Here is a 14,817-nt window from a genome sequence, read left to right on the forward strand (position 1 = left end):
CGCAGATCGACCTCGGGCGCCGCGTCGCCGACGCGCTGGAGGCGCGGCGGACCGCCTGCCAGCACGCGCTACTGCGCCGCCTTGCGCCTCTCGCACGCGCGCATGTGCTGCACCCCCCCCGAGGACGACGTCCAGGCGCTACGGGCCGCCTTCCTCCTGCCCGAAGCGGGGGTCGAGGCTTTTTCCCATGCCGCGGAACAGGCAGCCTCCGCCTGTGATTTCGCGGGCACGCCACCGCTGTTGCGCCTGGTTCACCCCACGCCGCCCTTCAATTTTGTCTCCTTCTCCCTGGCCACCGAGCCGGACCGCGAGGTACTCTGATGGGGCTCTTGCGCAAGCTTCTCGGCGCGCCGGTGACCGCCCCTTTCTCGGGCGCTCTCTGGGTCACCGCGCAGCTCGCGCAGGCGGCCGAGACCGAATTCTACGACCCAGTGCGCATCCGGCGCGAGCTCGAGGCGCTGGCTGGCGCGGCGGATCGCGGCGATCTCGACGAGACAGACTACGACGCGGCGGAAGAGGTGCTGATGGCGCGCCTGGCCGAAGCCGCGCGGCGGGGCGCCACATGACGGCGCCGCTCGCCATCTTGCGGCCCCATGCGCAGATGCCGCTGCCGGCGGGTCTCTCAGGAGAGCCCTGCGGCGCCTTCTTGCTCGTGCACGGGGTCGACCTGCCAGTCGGCCGGGTGACCTTCGGCAAGACCCGCAGCGCGGTCCTGCAGCATGCCGGACACCGCCAAGCGCAGCTTGAATCACTTCTGCCGCTGGGGCCGGTCCTTGCCCTGCAGCCTGGTGTCCGGCTCACGCCTGCGGACCTGGCCCCTGCCCATGCAGAACTCGCCGAATGGTGCGACCGGCTGGAAGGGCGGGTGCAGTTCCAGCTGACTGTGTGCTGGGACATGGCCGCGCCGCGCCGATGCCCGACGCGGCTCCCGCTTCCGCCAGACAAGGCCGCGATAAGAATTCAGCTGGAGGCCCGGCTGTCGCAGCTCGTGCAAGACAGTATCGAGCTGCCGCTCGGCAGCGACGACATGCTGATGAACCGCGTCCTTCTCCTCGACATCACGGATGAAGGCCGACTCGACGCGCTGCTTGCGCGGATCGACGCGCTCTGTCCAGAACGGCTACGCCTGCGCCTCGTGGGCCCGAGCCCCGCGGTCTCCTTCGCGCTTGCCGCGCTGCGCCGGATATCCGGGGCGGACGTCGGCAGCGCAGCCGCCGCGCTTGGCCTCGGGCTCCCCTCGCCGCCGACGGGCGCGGCGCTCGCAGCACTTGGACCTCTGGTCCCGGAACGCCGCAGGCGCGCGCTCCGGCAGGGCTGCGATCCCGACCATGCCCGTCTCTTGAGCCGGGTCTGTGCGCTCTCCCTGCCTCCGGGTCCCTTGGAGGAGGTGCCTATCCTCTCGGTCAGGCGCGAGGGCTGCGCCGATCCGGTCGGACCGCGCAGCCTGCCGGCGCCGGGCGCGGCGCCACGCCAAAGCGGAACAGACGGATGAGCGTGCTCCACCTGCACGGGCTCGTCCCCGCGGGCCAACCCGCCGCCGGCGCCCCACTGCATCGGCGGTTTCGGATCGGGCCGATGACCGCGATCGTGACCGAAGGCGCCCGCACCACCATGCAGGATGCCGCCCTGGACAGCGTTCTGGCGCATGACCGGCTGCTCTCTTGCTACCTCGCGTCGGGACCGGTGTTGCCAGTGCGCTTCGGGACCTGCTTTTCCGGCCCGCGCGCCCTGCAAGAGGCGCTGGCGGAGCGGCTTGCCCCCTGCACGGCCCGGCTCGAGGCGTTGCGCGGCCACGCGGAATACGCGCTGACGGTCGAGCCCGGGGATGCCGTCCAGTCCATCAATGCCGCGCCCAATCCCGAAACCGGGCGGGAGTTCCTGAAGCTCCGCAAGATTCGGCGGGACAGGCGCCTCAAAGCCTCCGAAGCGCAGTCCCAAGCCCTGCGCGCGCTCTTCCTGCGCGCCGAAGACCTCGCCGCCGAGGCCGAGCCGCGCCCGGCACGGCCGCCGCGCCGCTCCGAGCTGGCCCTGCTGATGACCCCTGCAACGGCGGCGCAACTCCGCCAGACACTGCCTGGCTGGTGTGCCGATCACGGCCTGATCGCGCGCCTCGCCGGACCTTTCCCGCCCTACAGCTTTGCCCATGTTGCCATGGAGGTGCCCGCCGATGTCTGATCCGTTTCTCGTCTCGCCAGCGACCGCGGCGCGAAGTGACAGCCCGTCGCTGGTCGACCTCGTCGACCGCGTGCTCGACCGGGGCTGCGTCATCGAGGGTGAGCTCTGGCTGACCGTGGCAGACGTCGATCTGGTCTATCTCGGGCTCAAGGCCGTGTTGACGACACCCGAACGCTTTTCGCGGAGCGAAGGTTGAGGGTCCTGGGCCTCTGCCGTATCGAAGAGCGCGGCGCGCTACCCCATCTGCGCGCCGGGCCCCTTGCGCTCCTGACGACCGAGGCGCCCGCGCGGGCCCGGCTCGGGCTCTGCCTGAGGGCCCACGCCGCGCTGCCCGCCTTCCTGCCGTTCGCGGTGAGGTCCGCGCCCGAGCCCGAAGCTGCCCTGTCATGGGCCGCGGCACGGAGCAGCCTGCTGTTGGACATTGTCGAGCGCCTCCGGGAGCATTCCGAAATGATCCTTACCCTGTCGCCGCCGCATGGCCCGCCTGCTCCGCCCACTGATGGCCTGTCCTACCTGCAGGCGCGCCTGCGGAGCATCGAGACCCAGCGTCGGCTCGACGCCTGCCTCGCGGATCTGGCACCGCGGGCGCTTCCCCTGCCCGGCGACTCGCATGCAGTGCGGGCCGAATCGGTCCTGCTGCTGCCCACCGCGGAGGTGACCGCAAAAGCCCGGCAGCTGGCCGCGGTTTGCCCTTCGGAGCTTCGCCTGAGCCTGAGGCTGAGCGGACCCTGGCCCGCCTTCATCCATGGCGCGCGGTTCTGCAACGCGGCCGGTCAGGTAAGCGGCGCGCCCTGCGCGGCAGAGCCCGCATGATGGAAGACGCCTGCGACCGCCCCGATGCCACCCCCGACGATGCCCTCGCCGGCGCCCAACCCGCCATGACAAGGATCCGCATTGACCCCGAGCGGGTTGAGCAGGACCTGGCGCGGCTGGCGCTGGGGCTGATGGCGTTCCTGCGACAGCTCATGGAACTGCAGGCCCTGCGACGGATGGAGGCTGGCAGCCTGACGCCCGAGCAGGAAGAGCGGCTTGGGACTACCCTGATGCGCGCAGAGGAAGCGCTGCACCGGCTCGCCGCCCAGTTCGGCCTTTCGCCCGAGGATCTTTCGCTCGACCTCGGCCCGCTGGGACGCACGATCTGACAGCGCTTAACCCGACATTAGCCTTGCCTGCCTAAGATCAGGCCCACCGATCGCGGGAGGCTGGCACTTGGGTTCTGCACACGGAAATGAGCAGGCGATTTCGGAGCCGGACGATGTGCCGGCCATGCCAACGACGATGCAGGCCGGATCGACGCCCGTGGTGGCGGGCGATGACCGGCCGGACGGCGCCGCGACCGGGGCCGAGGCTGGGGCTGGGGCCGGGGCTGGGGCCGATGAGCCTGGAAGCTTGGAAGCCGAATGCCATGCAAGTGCGCAAGCCGATGGTTTAGGGCCTCTCCCTGCCTCGCGGACCGAAGGGGTGCCGCCTCCCTCAGCGGGGGCGCACCAGTCCGAAACCGAACCTGCGCCACACCAGGCGGCGGCGCCCGCACCCGCCAGGGTGGATACGCCCGCGCCAGAGGAGGGGCCGCCCAAACTCCCCGCGCGCGAAATCTTCGGGCTCATCGACGTGGGCGGCTGCCGCCTGGCCATCCCAGCCCTCAGCGTGCGCGAGGCAGTGCCCTTCCCCACGACCCTCAGCGCGCTGGCAGCGTCGCTGCCGGGGCTCCTGGGGGCGATGGTGCTGCGCCGGGACACGATCCCGCTGGTCGACCTCGGCACCCTCCTCGGCCGCCCGTCGACCCTGGCGCTGCAGGACCGCGTGGTGGTCATCCTCATCAGCGCCGAGCCCGGGCGGCTGGTCGGGCTGGTGGTCGACAGCCTCGAAGGTATGACCGCGCTCGAGCCGGGGCGCATCACCCGCATGGGCATCGCCGGCCGCAGCGATCTTCTGGCCGGATCGCGGAGCTTCGTGCGGGACGGCGTGGTTGTCGGACTCCTCGATCCGAAGCGGCTCTTCGACCTGCCCGGCCTGCCTTACGCCCTGCAGCGCGACCGCGGCGTCGCAATCTCGGCCGCCCCTTCGCGGGACGCCCAGGCCGTCCTGCTCTGCAGCTATGCCGGCCAGGGAATTGCCTTGCCCGTGGCCGAGATACAGGCGACCATCCCGATGCGCCCCTTGCTGCCGAGCCCCATGGCCCATGCGCCCTGCGACGGGGTGATCGAACATCATGGCCGGGAAATCCCAATCCTCGACAGCCTTCACCTCATGGGATTCGGCCGCAATTTTTCCAGCCCCGAAAGGTCCGCCTCGGTGGCGATGCGGGTACCTGCGGGGGGTCTGATCTGCGTTGAAATCGATCGCTTCTTCGATATCGCCCATGTGCCGCGCCACGCGCTGCTCGAGGTGCCCCCGGCCATCTCGCAGCGCAGCGACCTGTTCAGCGGCGTCTACATGCACAGCGATGGCACGCATTTCATGGTCGTCGACAGCGCCGCCCTGCTCGCCGAGGAGGTGGTGGTCCAACTTGCGGGCACGACACGCGCCGCAAGTGCCGGTGCACTCGACGATCCCGCCGCGGAGCGCGCTGCAGAGGGCGCGGATCTGTGCCTCATCTACCACGCGGCGCAGCGCCGGATGGGATGCCGGCTGACCGACATCGTCGAGATCCTGCATCTGCCCGAGGACCTGCTTTACGCCGAGGTCCGGCATGACGCCTACATGGGCTGCCTGAGCCATCGCAAGCAGGTGATCCCGATCTTTTCCGTCGCGCATTTCTTCGGCGAGTTCGCCTTCTTCGAAGAGGGCAAGGCCTGCGTGCTTCTCTTCCGCATCGGCGAGACCCTGGTTGGCGCGGTGGCGGAGGGACTTCTCGAAGTGGCGCAGTGCAGCCGGGCCGGGACGGCGGACGACAGGATGCTGCGCAAGACCGACACCGGCGAATTCATCCCCTTTTTCGATGTCCTCCGGGAACTGCCGGTCGCCAAGATCGGTGGGAGCCTGATGTGACCTGCGACGACCCGCCCCTGCCCGACCGGGACGGCAGACCCGGGCCCGACGCACCGTTTTCCGAGATTGCGGGCCTGATACAGGGCACGGAGGCAGAGCTCAGTCGGCGGTTCGACGACATGGAACTGGTGCTGATGGAATTGACCCAGCAACTGGCCTGCCCCGATCCCGAGCTGTCGCCCGACGCGCTGCCGATCCGGTTGCAGGCCGGCTTCGAGCGGCTGGCCACAGCGCTGGAAGAGGCCCGTTCTGACCGTGCCGAAGTGGTTGCGCGTATCGAAACCATGCAGGCTGCTATGCTGCGCGGATTGGATCGCCTGGGCCGCAAGGTCGCCGGCAGCGCCGCAACCCGCAAGAAGGAGCAGGCGCTGCTGTCGAGACTGGAAGAGGCGATCGAGGCGCTCTCAACCGCCGGCCGGCCGCCGGGCCAGACCACGCGGATCGACGAGATCTTCGCCGCCATCGACCAGATTTCGTCCGGCGCGCCGGACGCGCTTGCGGAAATCCGGCTCGGGCTTGAGCGGCTGGAGCAGCGACCGGAGCCGGATCTCGATCCTCTGCGCGGCGACATCGGGCGCGGCTTCGACCGCCTGGCCCACGCCCTTGGCAACGGCGACAGGCGCCTCACCGCCGAGCGCAAGGCCCTCGGGCACTATCTAGACGGGCTCGAGACGCTCTTCCGCCGCCTCGAGGGCACGGTTCAGCGGCTCGAATCCGCCTCCCCTCCGCAGGACGGGCCAGCTGATCAGGGGCTCGGCGACCACCTCGGGCAGCTCGAGACGCGGCTACTCGGCCAGCAGGCCAGCTCTGCCGAAGCGCTGCGTGACCTCACGATGATCCTCGCGGAATGGATGGCACGCCAGGAGCTGGCAATGTCCAACCAGAATCGCCGCTCCGCATGACGAGCGAAGAGAATTTTAGCCAGATGGAATTGCGCCATTCACCGGGGATTATCGTTTCGGCGATATCCGTCGTCTTGGGCGATCCATGGGGCGACTGGGGCCGAAAGCGACCTTGCCCAGGTCATCCGGGCGCATTGGAGCAGGCCATATGAAACGGGCCGCATGTCACGGGTCTATTGAAAATGGACCAAAAGAATACGGGCCAGAAAGAAACAGGAAAGGGTATCCTATGGCAGTCGAAAAAACTCTGGCATCCACCAGCCTGACCGAGGTGGTGGATCGCGTTCTGGACAAGGGGATCGTGGTCGATGCCTTCGTGCGAGTCTCGCTCGTGGGGATCGAACTGCTTTCGATCGAGGTGCGCGCGGTCATTGCCTCGGTCGAGACTTGGCTCAAATACGCAGAGGCCATCGGGCTGACGGTAGATCCGCAAGCCGCCTGAGGCAGGCGGGGCGCGGCCAAAGACGGAGCCCACCAAAGCTCCGTCCTGTCGGCCCGATCCCGCGCGCCCGCGATCCGCTGGAGCCGCGGGCAATACAGGAGCTCTGCAGTGGGCCTTTCACCAAGAGACCTCGCAGCGTCATCTCTGAGAAGGAACCCCGAACGTGACCGATCTCACGCGCGGCCTGTCTTTTGCCGACCTGTGCCAGAACATCCTCAATTCGGGCTTCACGGCGCGCTTGCGGCTGTCCGACGGAATGGTCCTCGCACTGTCGCCCGACGCCCGCAAGTGCCTGACCGCGAAGACCCGGCTGCCCTGCCCGCCGCAGGAGCTCTTCGCCAGCCCCGCGCCGCTGCTGGCCGCCCTGAAGAGCCTTTCGGCGCCGCAGGAAATCGTGCTGACGCTCCACGACGATCAGCAACTCGCCGCCCGGCTGCTCGCATTGCCGGACACGGAGCCCGCCGAGGCGCTGCTGATCGGCACGCGGTCCGAGCCAGCGCGCCGAAGCCGCTTCTTCGACGCGATCAACGCCACCCAGGGCTTGCTCGAGCTGACGACGGATTTGAAGGTACTGTCCTGCAATCCCCGCGCGCTCGACATGCTGGCCCGGCCGGAGGGCGCTGTCGTCGGCCATGCGCTGGCCGAACTCGTCACCATGTCCGAGCAGCTCGCGCCCATCCTTGGCACGATCGCGTCGCGCCGCAGCGACAGCCACCGCCTGGAATTCCCGCGCGACGGCGGCGGCTGCACACATGTCACCGGTGGCCTTGTGCCGCTGCTCGGGCCAACGGGCCAGGTGGAACGCGTCTTTCTCGTGCTGCGCGACGCCACCGAGGAAACGATCGAGACGCGCCGCGCCCAGAGCATCGCCTCCGCCGTGGAAGAGACGATGTCGGTGCTGGAGTTCGATGCCGCCGGGACAATCCTGGATGTGAACCCCTGCTACCTCGTCCTGACCGGCTACGCGGCAGACGAGCTGCTCGGACAGAACCAAAGCATCCTCTGCACGCCGTCCCAGACAGAGGATGCCGCACAGGCCGAGCTGTGGCGCAGGCTCAATGACGGAGAAATCGTCACGGGCACCTACAAGCGGCGCGCCAAGGACGGCAGCTCGATCTGGATCGCGGCCTCCTACACCCCGGTGCCAGACCGAGAGGGCAAGCTCGGCCGGGTCATCAAGGTCGCCCAGGACATCACCGGGAACATCGTCCGGAACGCCGAACTTCGCGCGATGCAGACCGCACTCGACCGCTCGAACGCCATCGCCGAATTCGACCCCTCTGGCGTGACGCTCCGTGCCAATGACAACTTTCTCAGGGCGCTCGGCTACCAGCCGGAAGAGATCATCGGGCGCCGGCACCGCGACCTCTGTCCCGCGCGGGTGGCGCAGGGCTCGGATCAGCGAGACTTCTGGAAGAACCTCAAGGCCGGCAGCCCGCAGTCCGGGGTTTTCGAGCACCTGGGCAAGGACGGCGCGAGCGTCTGGCTGCGCGCCAGCTACACGCCGGTGCTCGATGGCGAAGGCAAGGTCAGCAAGGTGATGCAGATCGCCTATGACATCACCGCCGCCATGCAGGAGCAAGCCGAGGTCAGCGGCAAGTTGGCGGCGATCGACCGGAGCCAGGCGGTGATCGAATTCGCCCTCGATGGCACGGTGCTCGGTGCCAACCACAACTTCCTCGAGCTGATGGGCTACGCGGAGGCCGAGATCAAGGGCAAGCATCACCGGGTCTTCTGCGAGCCCGGATATACCAAGACCGACGCCTATGCCGAATTCTGGAAGGCGCTCGGGGATGGTGCCTACCACCAGGGCGAATACAAGCGGCTTAGCAAGGATGGTCGGGAGGTCTGGATCCAGGCCACCTACAACCCGATCCTCGACGTATCCGGCCATCCGGTGAAGGTGGTGAAATTCGCCATGGATGTCACGGCACGCAAGCATCACGAGCTGGACGCCCAGAACCAGCTGCGCGCCATCGACCGGAGCCAGGCAATGATCCAGTTCGACATGGAAGGCCATGTGATCACCGCCAATGACACCTTCCTGCGGACAATGGGCTATACGTTGCGCGAGGTGCAGCACCAGCATCACTCGATGTTCTGCGATCAGGACATGATCCGCTCCGAGGACTATCGCGACTTTTGGGCCGACCTTCGGTCAGGAAGATTCCAGACCGGTCGCTATCGGCGGCTGGGGAAATTCGGACGCGAGGTCTGGATCCTCGCAACCTATTCGCCGCTGCTTGACAGTCGAAATCAGCCCGTCGGCGTAGTGAAATGTGCCCAGGATATCACCCAGCAGGTGACCCTCGAGCAGGAAATCCAGAAACAGGCCGACCGGATGAACGGCATCGTCTCCGAGCTCTCGGCTTCGATCAGCAAGATTTCCGAGGCCACCCGCGCCTCTCGCGAGGCCTCCGACTCCACCACGCGCACCGCCAGCGACGGGCTGGAGTTCCTAAACGCGGCGATCGACGCGATCGAGCTCATCGAGAAGTCCTCGTCCGAGATCGCCGAGATCACCCGCGTGATCTCCGAAATCGCCAATCAGACCAACCTTCTTGCCTTCAACGCCGCGATCGAGGCGGCGCGCGCCGGCGAGCACGGCGTGGGCTTCTCGGTCGTGGCCGACGAAGTGCGCAAGCTCGCGGAGCGCAGCTCCAAGGCCGCGCAAGAGATCGGCAAGCTCATCATCATCTCCAGCGAGCGGGTCAACCAGGGCACGGAACGCTCGCGCAGCGCCTTGCAAAGCTTCGAGCAGATCGTCAGTTCGCTGGGCCACACCGCAGAGTCGATCCGAATGATCGCGGACTGCGCGATCTCTCAGGAAAATGTGTCGAGCGTCGTCGTCAAGATGATAGCGGATTTGAACAAGGCGGTGATCGCGCGATCCGGAACATCCGATGGCGCGTGATGCCGGCCCGCAAGTGGCGGGCGCGCGATAAGGGGCGCCCTCGCCCCATTGCCGGTTGGGGCCATCTAGGCTGGATCGCCGTCTGCCCCCTGGCGCGGTCCGGCGCTACGCCCCTTCGGACGTGCCGATCTGGGTTGTCAGGGCGCGGACCTGGCGGAACATGCCGGCCTTCAGCGCGTCCAGGGCCATGCCCTCGGTGACCGTGTAGGTGGTGAAGAGCCCGTTCAGCCCGAGGAAGGTCAGCTCGCCGAAGGCGCGCGTGTCGACACCCGCGCGCAGCAGGCCGCCCTGCTGCAGCCGCGTCATCAGCGCCACCACCTGTTCCGAAAGCTGCTGATCCAGCTCGCGATAGCGGCGCGAGAAGGGCGTGTCCGGGCTCTGGATCGAGAAGGCCATGGCGGTGCGCCACATCTCCTTGGTCAGATAGACCAGCGAGTGATCGTAATAGGTGGCCACCAGCGCGCAGATCGCCTCGTAGGCATCGCCTGGCGGGGCGGCGACGACCCCCTCGCCCTGGTGCAGCACCTCCTCGACTTCCATCGACACGATGGCGAGCAGCAGGTCCGCCTTGTGTTCGAAATAGTTGTAGAAGGTGCCGACAGAGACCTCGGCGGCCTCGGCGATCGCCTCGATCCGCGCCGCCTCGTATCCGTTCTGCTTAAAAAGCGTGCTCGCTGCCTGAATTATGGCACGATGACGCTTCGCTTTCTGTCTTTCGCGCAGTCCGGCCATGGGGCCTCCTTGGTCACTTTAAAATTGATATTGACTGCAAAACTGAACCAGTTCAACTTTTTTCCCAGACGCAGGGCAGAGAACATCGCCCGCGCCCCGACAGGAGAGGAAAAAAATGGCACTGAAACAGACCTGCTCGATTCTGGCCGTCACCGCCGGGCTCGCTTCCAGCCTCGCCTCTGCCGCCCAGGCCGAGGACCTCAACGCGCTGATCTGGTGCGACCACGCCGACCCCGAGCTGCTGCAGCCCTTTGAAGAGGCACATGACGTCCGGGTCAATGTGAAGGAATACGAGGGCACCGCCGCGGGCCTTACCCTGCTCGAACAGTCCCGCCCGGGCGACTGGGACGTGATGGTGATCGACGCGGTGGACGTGGGCCGCGCCGTCGAGCGCGGGCTGCTCGCCCCTCTGCCCGCCGATCAGCTCTCGACCGACAGCTACTTCCCCGAGGCGGTGCTGGCCGATCACACGACCATCGACGGCACCACCTACGCGGTGACCGAGAAGTTCGGCTACAACACCATCGCCTACAACAAGGCCGCGGTGGACCCGGCGGATATGGCAAGCCTCGATGCGCTGTGGTCGGGCAAGTACGACGGTCGCATCGCCATCTACGACTACTACCTGCCGGTGCTGGGCCTCGTCGGCCTCGAGGCGGGCATCAAGACCGCCGATCTGGACGCCGCCGCGCTCGAGACCATCCGCGCGCCGCTGATGAAGCTGGGCGCCGCCTCCAAGCAGGTCTCGGACGTTGTGGGCAGCCAGACCGCGCTGGCCACCGGCGAGGTCGACGTGCTGATCGGCGGCGGCGAGTGGCTGACCGCGGTGCTGAACGCCGAGAACCCCGACCTCGACTGGACCATCCCCGAGGAAGGCGGCCTCCTGTGGGCGCAGTCGCTGGCCATCGTCGAGGGCACCGAGAAGCCCGAGCTGGCGCTGGAGTTCATCAAGTACATCACCTCGCCCGAGGGCCAGGCGCGGCTTGCGACCTCGTCGTGCTACTGGGGCATGCCGGCCAACAAGGCGGCGGGCGACGTGCTGACGGATGAGCAGAAGGCGATCCTGCGCTGGGACGACCAGCCGGATTACCTGAGCCGCGCGCAGCTCTACCCGGTGCCGGACGCGGACACCGATGCCGCGATGCAGGACCTCTGGACCGACATGCTCCAGAACTAAGAGAGACAGATGAGCATCGAAAGACAGGAAAAACGTCAGGGAGCGGCCTTGGTCGCTCCCGCGCTGCTGTGGACGCTGGGCTTCTTCGTGATCCCCTTCGCGGCGATGGTGATGATGAGCCTCGCGCATCTCGAGGGGCGCGAGATCGTGCAGGGCCATGACCTTGGCAACTACCTGCGGATCTTCACCGACCCGTCGCTGCGGCGGGGCATCTTCGTCTCGCTGGAGATCACCGCGGTGGTCACGGTGGTCTCGGTGCTGCTGGCCTGGCCGCTGGCCTGGATCATCGCCACCCGCGTGCCCGCCCGCTGGCGGCGCATGGCGCTCTTGCTGGCGGTGCTGCCGTTCTGGACCTCCTACGTGGTGCGATCCTATTCCTGGGCGCTGGTGCTGGGCGAGAAGGGCGTGGTGATGAACGCGCTCGTGGGCCTCGGCCTGCTCGCGGAACCGGTGCAGATCATGGCGACGCGCTCGGCCACGATCATCGGCTTCGTGCATTTCTTCGTGATGCTCCTCACCCTCACCATCTATTCCAACCTGATCCAGCTCTCGCCGAACTACGCCCGCGCCGCCGAGGACCTCGGCGCGTCGAAATGGCAGGTGATCCGGCTGGTGATCCTGCCGCTGACCCTGCCCGGCGTGATGACCGGGGCCTTCCTGACCTTCGTGCTCTGCATCGGCGATTACATCACGCCGCAGATCCTCGGCGGCAACAACGAGCTGACCCTGCCGCAGCTGATCATGCTGCAGCTCGGACGACGCGGAGACTTCCCCATGGCCTCGGCGCTTTCCGTCGTGCTGATGGTCATCGTGACGCTCGCCTATGCCGCCTGCGCGCGCTGGCTGAAGATGGAGCGCGTGTGATGAAATACCTCTCCTGGGCCTATCTCGTCGCGCTCTTCGGCTTCATCCTGCTGCCGGTCGTCACACTGGTGATCTTCTCCTTCCAGGACGGACGCCTGCCGGTGCCGCCGTTCAAGGGCGTGACCTTCGAATGGTACGCCAAGATCCTCACCGATCGCGCCATGATGGAGGCGCTCGGCAACTCGCTGATCGTGGCGCTGCTGTCGCCGCTGGTGGCGCTGACGCTGGGGTTTCTCGCCGCGTCCGGATTGGCCCGCGTGGTGCTGCCGGGCTCGGTGCTGATGCGCGGCCTGCTGATCGCGCCGATGACCGTCAGCTACCTGATCATCGCGCTCGGCCTTCTGCAGATGTTCAACCAGATCGGCATCCGCCCGTCCTTGCTTGCCACCGGCATCGGCCATGTGGTGATCAACCTGCCGCTCTGCTTCGCCATCCTCTACGCCGCCATCGGCGAGCACCAGAAGAGCGCGCTGAAAGCCGCGCGCGACCTTGGCGCGCGCGAATGGCAGGTGCTCTGGTTCGTGGCCGCGCCGATGCTGACCCCGGCGCTCGCCGCCGCCTTCTTCCTCGCCTTCACCTTCAGCTGGGACGAGTTCATCATCGCCTTCCTGCTGACCCGCTTCGACGTGACCCTGCCGGTCGAGATCTGGTCGATGCTGCGCTCGGGCCTCTCGCCCGCGACCAATGCCGTCGGCTCGCTGGTCTTCCTCGTCTCGGTCATCGTGGTGGTGGCGCTCGAACTCACGCTTTTCCGAAAGGGATCGAAATGACCGCGGATGTCCACGTCAAGGCCGTCGAGCACCGGTTCAACAGCTTCACCGCCCTGCACCGGGTCGACCTGCAGATCGCCGCGGGCGAGTTCATCGTGCTGCTCGGCCCGTCCGGCTGCGGCAAGACCACGCTGCTGTCGATCATCGGCGGGTTCCTGACGCCCTCCGAGGGGCAGGTGCTGATCGGCGGGCGCGACATGACCCATGTGGCGCCGAAGGACCGGCCCACCACCACCATGTTCCAGGACTACGCGCTCTTCCCGCACATGAGCCTGCGCGACAACGTCGCCTTCGGTCTGCGCATGCGCGGCATGGCCAAGGCCGCACGCAACGCCAAGGCGCTCGAGATGCTCGAGATGGTGGGCCTCGCCGACAAGGCCGCGCGGCGTCCGCACGAGCTTTCGGGCGGCATGCGCCAGCGCGTCGCCCTCGCCCGCGCACTCGCGGTCGAGCCGGATGTGCTGCTGCTCGACGAACCACTCGGGGCGCTCGACCTCAAGCTGCGCCGCCAGATGCAGGAGGAGCTGAAAGCCATCCAGCGCCGCGTCGGCACCACCTTCGTGCACGTGACCCACGACCAGGAAGAGGCCATGGCCATCGCCGACCGCATCGTGGTGATGAACCATGGCCGGATCGAGCATTGCGGCACCCCCGAGGAGGTGTACCTGACCCCGAAGACCATGTTCTCGGCGGATTTCATGGGCGAGACCAACCGCATCCCCGTCAGCCCCGCCGGAGCGGGCGTCACCTCGCAGCTCGGCCTGCTCGCCATCGCGCCCGCAGAAGGAACGCTCTGCCTGCGCCCCGAGAGCATCGGCCTCACGGGGGCGTTCAGCCTCGGCCGCGCAACGCTGGTGGAGGCGGCCTTCTACGGCTCCTACCACCGCTGCCACTTCCGCCCGCTCGCCGCGCCGGAGATGCTGCTCACCGCGCACCTGCCGCAGGGCGAGCATCCCCGGCCCGGCGCCGAGGTCGAGCTTTTCGGCCGCAACCCGGTGGTGCTGGCGCCCGTGGCGAAGGCCGCCGCATGACCTCCCGGATCCCGCCCCGCATCCCGCCCGGTGACTGGTACCGCCAGCGACCCGTCGGCGACGGCATCACCTGGATCGACGAGCCCTTCATCCAGGAGTTCTACCGCTGCAACATCTGGCACGTGCGCGGGCGGGACCGGGATCTCATGGTCGACAGCGGCATGGGCGTGGTCAGCTTGCGCGAATGGGTGCCGCTGGTCTCCGAACGGCCTCTGGATGCCGTCGCCAGCCACACCCATTTCGACCACATCGGCTGCCATCACGAGTTTCCCTGTCGCCTGTGCCACTCTGCCGAGGCCGACATTCTCGCCGAGCCGACCCGCGCGAGCACCCTCGCCGATCCCTATGTCACCGACGCGATCTTCGACGCCCTGCCGGACGTGCCCTACAGCTCCACGAGCTACGCGGTGAAGGGCGCCCCCGCGACGCGGCTGCTGGAGGATGGTGACATCATCGACCTCGGCGACCGGCATTTCGAGGTGATCCCCACCCCCGGCCACAGCCCCGGCGGCATCGCGCTCTGGGAGGCCGCCTCGGGTGTGCTGATCTCGGGCGACATCGTCTATGACGGCCCGCTGATCGAGGACACGTATCACGCCGACGCCGAGGCCTACATCCGCTCCATGCAGCGCCTCGCCAAGCTGCCGGTGCGGATCGTGCACGGCGGGCATTTCCCTTCCTTCTCCGGGGAGCGGCTGACCGAGATCGTCACCACCTGGCTCAGGGACAAGGGCGTCTAGAGCGCCCCGCCCGGGTTGAGCGGCGGCAGGGCGGCATGCCCTGCCCCCTGCGGGCCGCGCGGCCGGGCCTGCTCAAGCG

17 protein-coding genes are annotated in these 14,817 nt (G+C 67.7%); 16 read left to right on the forward strand and 1 reads right to left on the reverse strand.

Annotated elements, in window-relative coordinates; all coding sequences use genetic code 11:
• From CLG85_RS25645 to CLG85_RS25695, 11 genes are all read left to right on the forward strand, one after another.
• Positions 1–321 (forward strand): GvpL/GvpF family gas vesicle protein (locus tag CLG85_RS25645; protein WP_260350252.1); only part of this gene is annotated, 321 nt, incomplete at its 5' end.
• Positions 321–566, forward strand: coding sequence for a gas vesicle protein GvpG (locus CLG85_RS25650; protein ID WP_260350253.1), 246 nt, complete (start codon positions 321–323; stop codon positions 564–566). The genes CLG85_RS25645 and CLG85_RS25650, both read left to right, overlap by 1 nt.
• Positions 563–1,492 carry a GvpL/GvpF family gas vesicle protein gene (locus tag CLG85_RS25655; RefSeq protein WP_260350254.1) on the forward strand — a complete coding sequence of 310 codons (930 nt, stop codon included), beginning with the start codon at positions 563–565 and terminating at the stop codon, positions 1,490–1,492. The genes CLG85_RS25650 and CLG85_RS25655 overlap by 4 nt, the downstream gene beginning before the upstream one ends.
• Entirely contained in the window at positions 1,489–2,175 is a 687-nt protein-coding gene (locus CLG85_RS25660) for a GvpL/GvpF family gas vesicle protein (protein WP_260350255.1), read from the forward strand. Before CLG85_RS25655 ends, CLG85_RS25660 begins: the two co-directional genes overlap by 4 nt.
• Complete coding sequence (locus tag CLG85_RS25665; protein ID WP_260350256.1) at positions 2,168–2,371, forward strand: gas vesicle protein; 204 nt, start codon at positions 2,168–2,170, stop codon at positions 2,369–2,371. Before CLG85_RS25660 ends, CLG85_RS25665 begins: the two co-directional genes overlap by 8 nt.
• Positions 2,368–2,988, forward strand: coding sequence for a hypothetical protein (locus tag CLG85_RS25670; protein WP_260350258.1), 621 nt, complete (start codon positions 2,368–2,370; stop codon positions 2,986–2,988). The genes CLG85_RS25665 and CLG85_RS25670 overlap by 4 nt, the downstream gene beginning before the upstream one ends.
• On the forward strand, positions 2,985–3,317 hold the full coding sequence (locus CLG85_RS25675) for a gas vesicle protein K (protein WP_235865523.1): 333 nt from the start codon (positions 2,985–2,987) through the stop codon (positions 3,315–3,317). The genes CLG85_RS25670 and CLG85_RS25675 overlap by 4 nt, the downstream gene beginning before the upstream one ends.
• Positions 3,318–3,717: 400 nt before the next feature.
• Positions 3,718–5,166 carry a chemotaxis protein CheW gene (locus tag CLG85_RS25680; RefSeq protein ID WP_260350259.1) on the forward strand — a complete coding sequence of 483 codons (1,449 nt, stop codon included), beginning with the start codon at positions 3,718–3,720 and terminating at the stop codon, positions 5,164–5,166.
• The gene (locus tag CLG85_RS25685) at positions 5,163–6,068 is read left to right on the forward strand and encodes a hypothetical protein (RefSeq protein ID WP_095882103.1); all 906 of its coding nucleotides are present in this window, start codon (positions 5,163–5,165) and stop codon (positions 6,066–6,068) included. Before CLG85_RS25680 ends, CLG85_RS25685 begins: the two co-directional genes overlap by 4 nt.
• Before the next feature lie 229 nt (positions 6,069–6,297).
• Entirely contained in the window at positions 6,298–6,510 is a 213-nt protein-coding gene (gvpA, locus tag CLG85_RS25690; protein ID WP_095882104.1) for a gas vesicle structural protein GvpA, read from the forward strand.
• Between the two features lie 163 nt (positions 6,511–6,673).
• Positions 6,674–9,424 carry a methyl-accepting chemotaxis protein gene (locus CLG85_RS25695; RefSeq protein WP_095882105.1) on the forward strand — a complete coding sequence of 917 codons (2,751 nt, stop codon included), beginning with the start codon at positions 6,674–6,676 and terminating at the stop codon, positions 9,422–9,424.
• A gap of 105 nt (positions 9,425–9,529) precedes the next feature.
• Here CLG85_RS25695 and CLG85_RS25700 read toward each other — a convergent pair whose 3' ends face one another.
• Positions 9,530–10,156 carry a TetR/AcrR family transcriptional regulator gene (locus CLG85_RS25700; RefSeq protein WP_095882106.1) on the reverse strand — a complete coding sequence of 209 codons (627 nt, stop codon included), beginning with the start codon at positions 10,154–10,156 and terminating at the stop codon, positions 9,530–9,532.
• A 115-nt stretch (positions 10,157–10,271) separates the two neighbouring features.
• On the opposite strand from CLG85_RS25700, the gene CLG85_RS25705 reads away from it, so the two are divergent.
• From CLG85_RS25705 to CLG85_RS25725, 5 genes are read left to right on the forward strand one after another with little or no spacing between them, the layout of a single operon-like run.
• Positions 10,272–11,333, forward strand: coding sequence for a polyamine ABC transporter substrate-binding protein (locus tag CLG85_RS25705; protein WP_095882107.1), 1,062 nt, complete (start codon positions 10,272–10,274; stop codon positions 11,331–11,333).
• Between the two features lie 9 nt (positions 11,334–11,342).
• Positions 11,343–12,197: an ABC transporter permease gene (locus CLG85_RS25710; RefSeq protein ID WP_095882108.1), complete on the forward strand. Its 855-nt coding sequence runs from the start codon at positions 11,343–11,345 to the stop codon at positions 12,195–12,197.
• Positions 12,197–12,967, forward strand: a complete 771-nt coding sequence (locus tag CLG85_RS25715; RefSeq protein WP_095882109.1) for an ABC transporter permease — start codon at positions 12,197–12,199, stop codon at positions 12,965–12,967. The genes CLG85_RS25710 and CLG85_RS25715 overlap by 1 nt, the downstream gene beginning before the upstream one ends.
• Positions 12,964–13,998 (forward strand): ABC transporter ATP-binding protein, encoded by a 1,035-nt coding sequence (locus tag CLG85_RS25720; RefSeq protein WP_260350260.1) that lies wholly within the window; start codon positions 12,964–12,966, stop codon positions 13,996–13,998. The genes CLG85_RS25715 and CLG85_RS25720 overlap by 4 nt, the downstream gene beginning before the upstream one ends.
• Positions 13,995–14,738 (forward strand): MBL fold metallo-hydrolase, encoded by a 744-nt coding sequence (locus tag CLG85_RS25725; protein WP_260350261.1) that lies wholly within the window; start codon positions 13,995–13,997, stop codon positions 14,736–14,738. Before CLG85_RS25720 ends, CLG85_RS25725 begins: the two co-directional genes overlap by 4 nt.
• Positions 14,739–14,817: the final 79 nt, after the last annotated feature.

The organism is Alloyangia mangrovi (assembly GCF_002300555.2).
In the GTDB taxonomy this organism is placed as follows: Bacteria; Pseudomonadota; Alphaproteobacteria; order Rhodobacterales; family Rhodobacteraceae; genus Salipiger; species Salipiger mangrovi.

Bases quoted from the DNA above. Each gene is read 5' to 3' on its own strand.
- CLG85_RS25710 (WP_095882108.1), top strand. From the start codon at position 11,343: ATGAGCATCGAAAGACAGGAAAAACGTCAGGGAGCGGCCTTGGTCGCT.
- gvpA (WP_095882104.1), top strand. From the start codon at position 6,298: ATGGCAGTCGAAAAAACTCTGGCATCCACCAGCCTGACCGAGGTGGTG.
- CLG85_RS25700 (WP_095882106.1), bottom strand. From the start codon at position 10,156: ATGGCCGGACTGCGCGAAAGACAGAAAGCGAAGCGTCATCGTGCCATA.
- CLG85_RS25650 (WP_260350253.1), top strand. From the start codon at position 321: ATGGGGCTCTTGCGCAAGCTTCTCGGCGCGCCGGTGACCGCCCCTTTC.
- CLG85_RS25715 (WP_095882109.1), top strand. From the start codon at position 12,197: ATGAAATACCTCTCCTGGGCCTATCTCGTCGCGCTCTTCGGCTTCATC.
- CLG85_RS25720 (WP_260350260.1), top strand. From the start codon at position 12,964: ATGACCGCGGATGTCCACGTCAAGGCCGTCGAGCACCGGTTCAACAGC.
- CLG85_RS25655 (WP_260350254.1), top strand. From the start codon at position 563: ATGACGGCGCCGCTCGCCATCTTGCGGCCCCATGCGCAGATGCCGCTG.
- CLG85_RS25725 (WP_260350261.1), top strand. From the start codon at position 13,995: ATGACCTCCCGGATCCCGCCCCGCATCCCGCCCGGTGACTGGTACCGC.
- CLG85_RS25675 (WP_235865523.1), top strand. From the start codon at position 2,985: ATGATGGAAGACGCCTGCGACCGCCCCGATGCCACCCCCGACGATGCC.
- CLG85_RS25665 (WP_260350256.1), top strand. From the start codon at position 2,168: ATGTCTGATCCGTTTCTCGTCTCGCCAGCGACCGCGGCGCGAAGTGAC.
- CLG85_RS25705 (WP_095882107.1), top strand. From the start codon at position 10,272: ATGGCACTGAAACAGACCTGCTCGATTCTGGCCGTCACCGCCGGGCTC.
- CLG85_RS25660 (WP_260350255.1), top strand. From the start codon at position 1,489: ATGAGCGTGCTCCACCTGCACGGGCTCGTCCCCGCGGGCCAACCCGCC.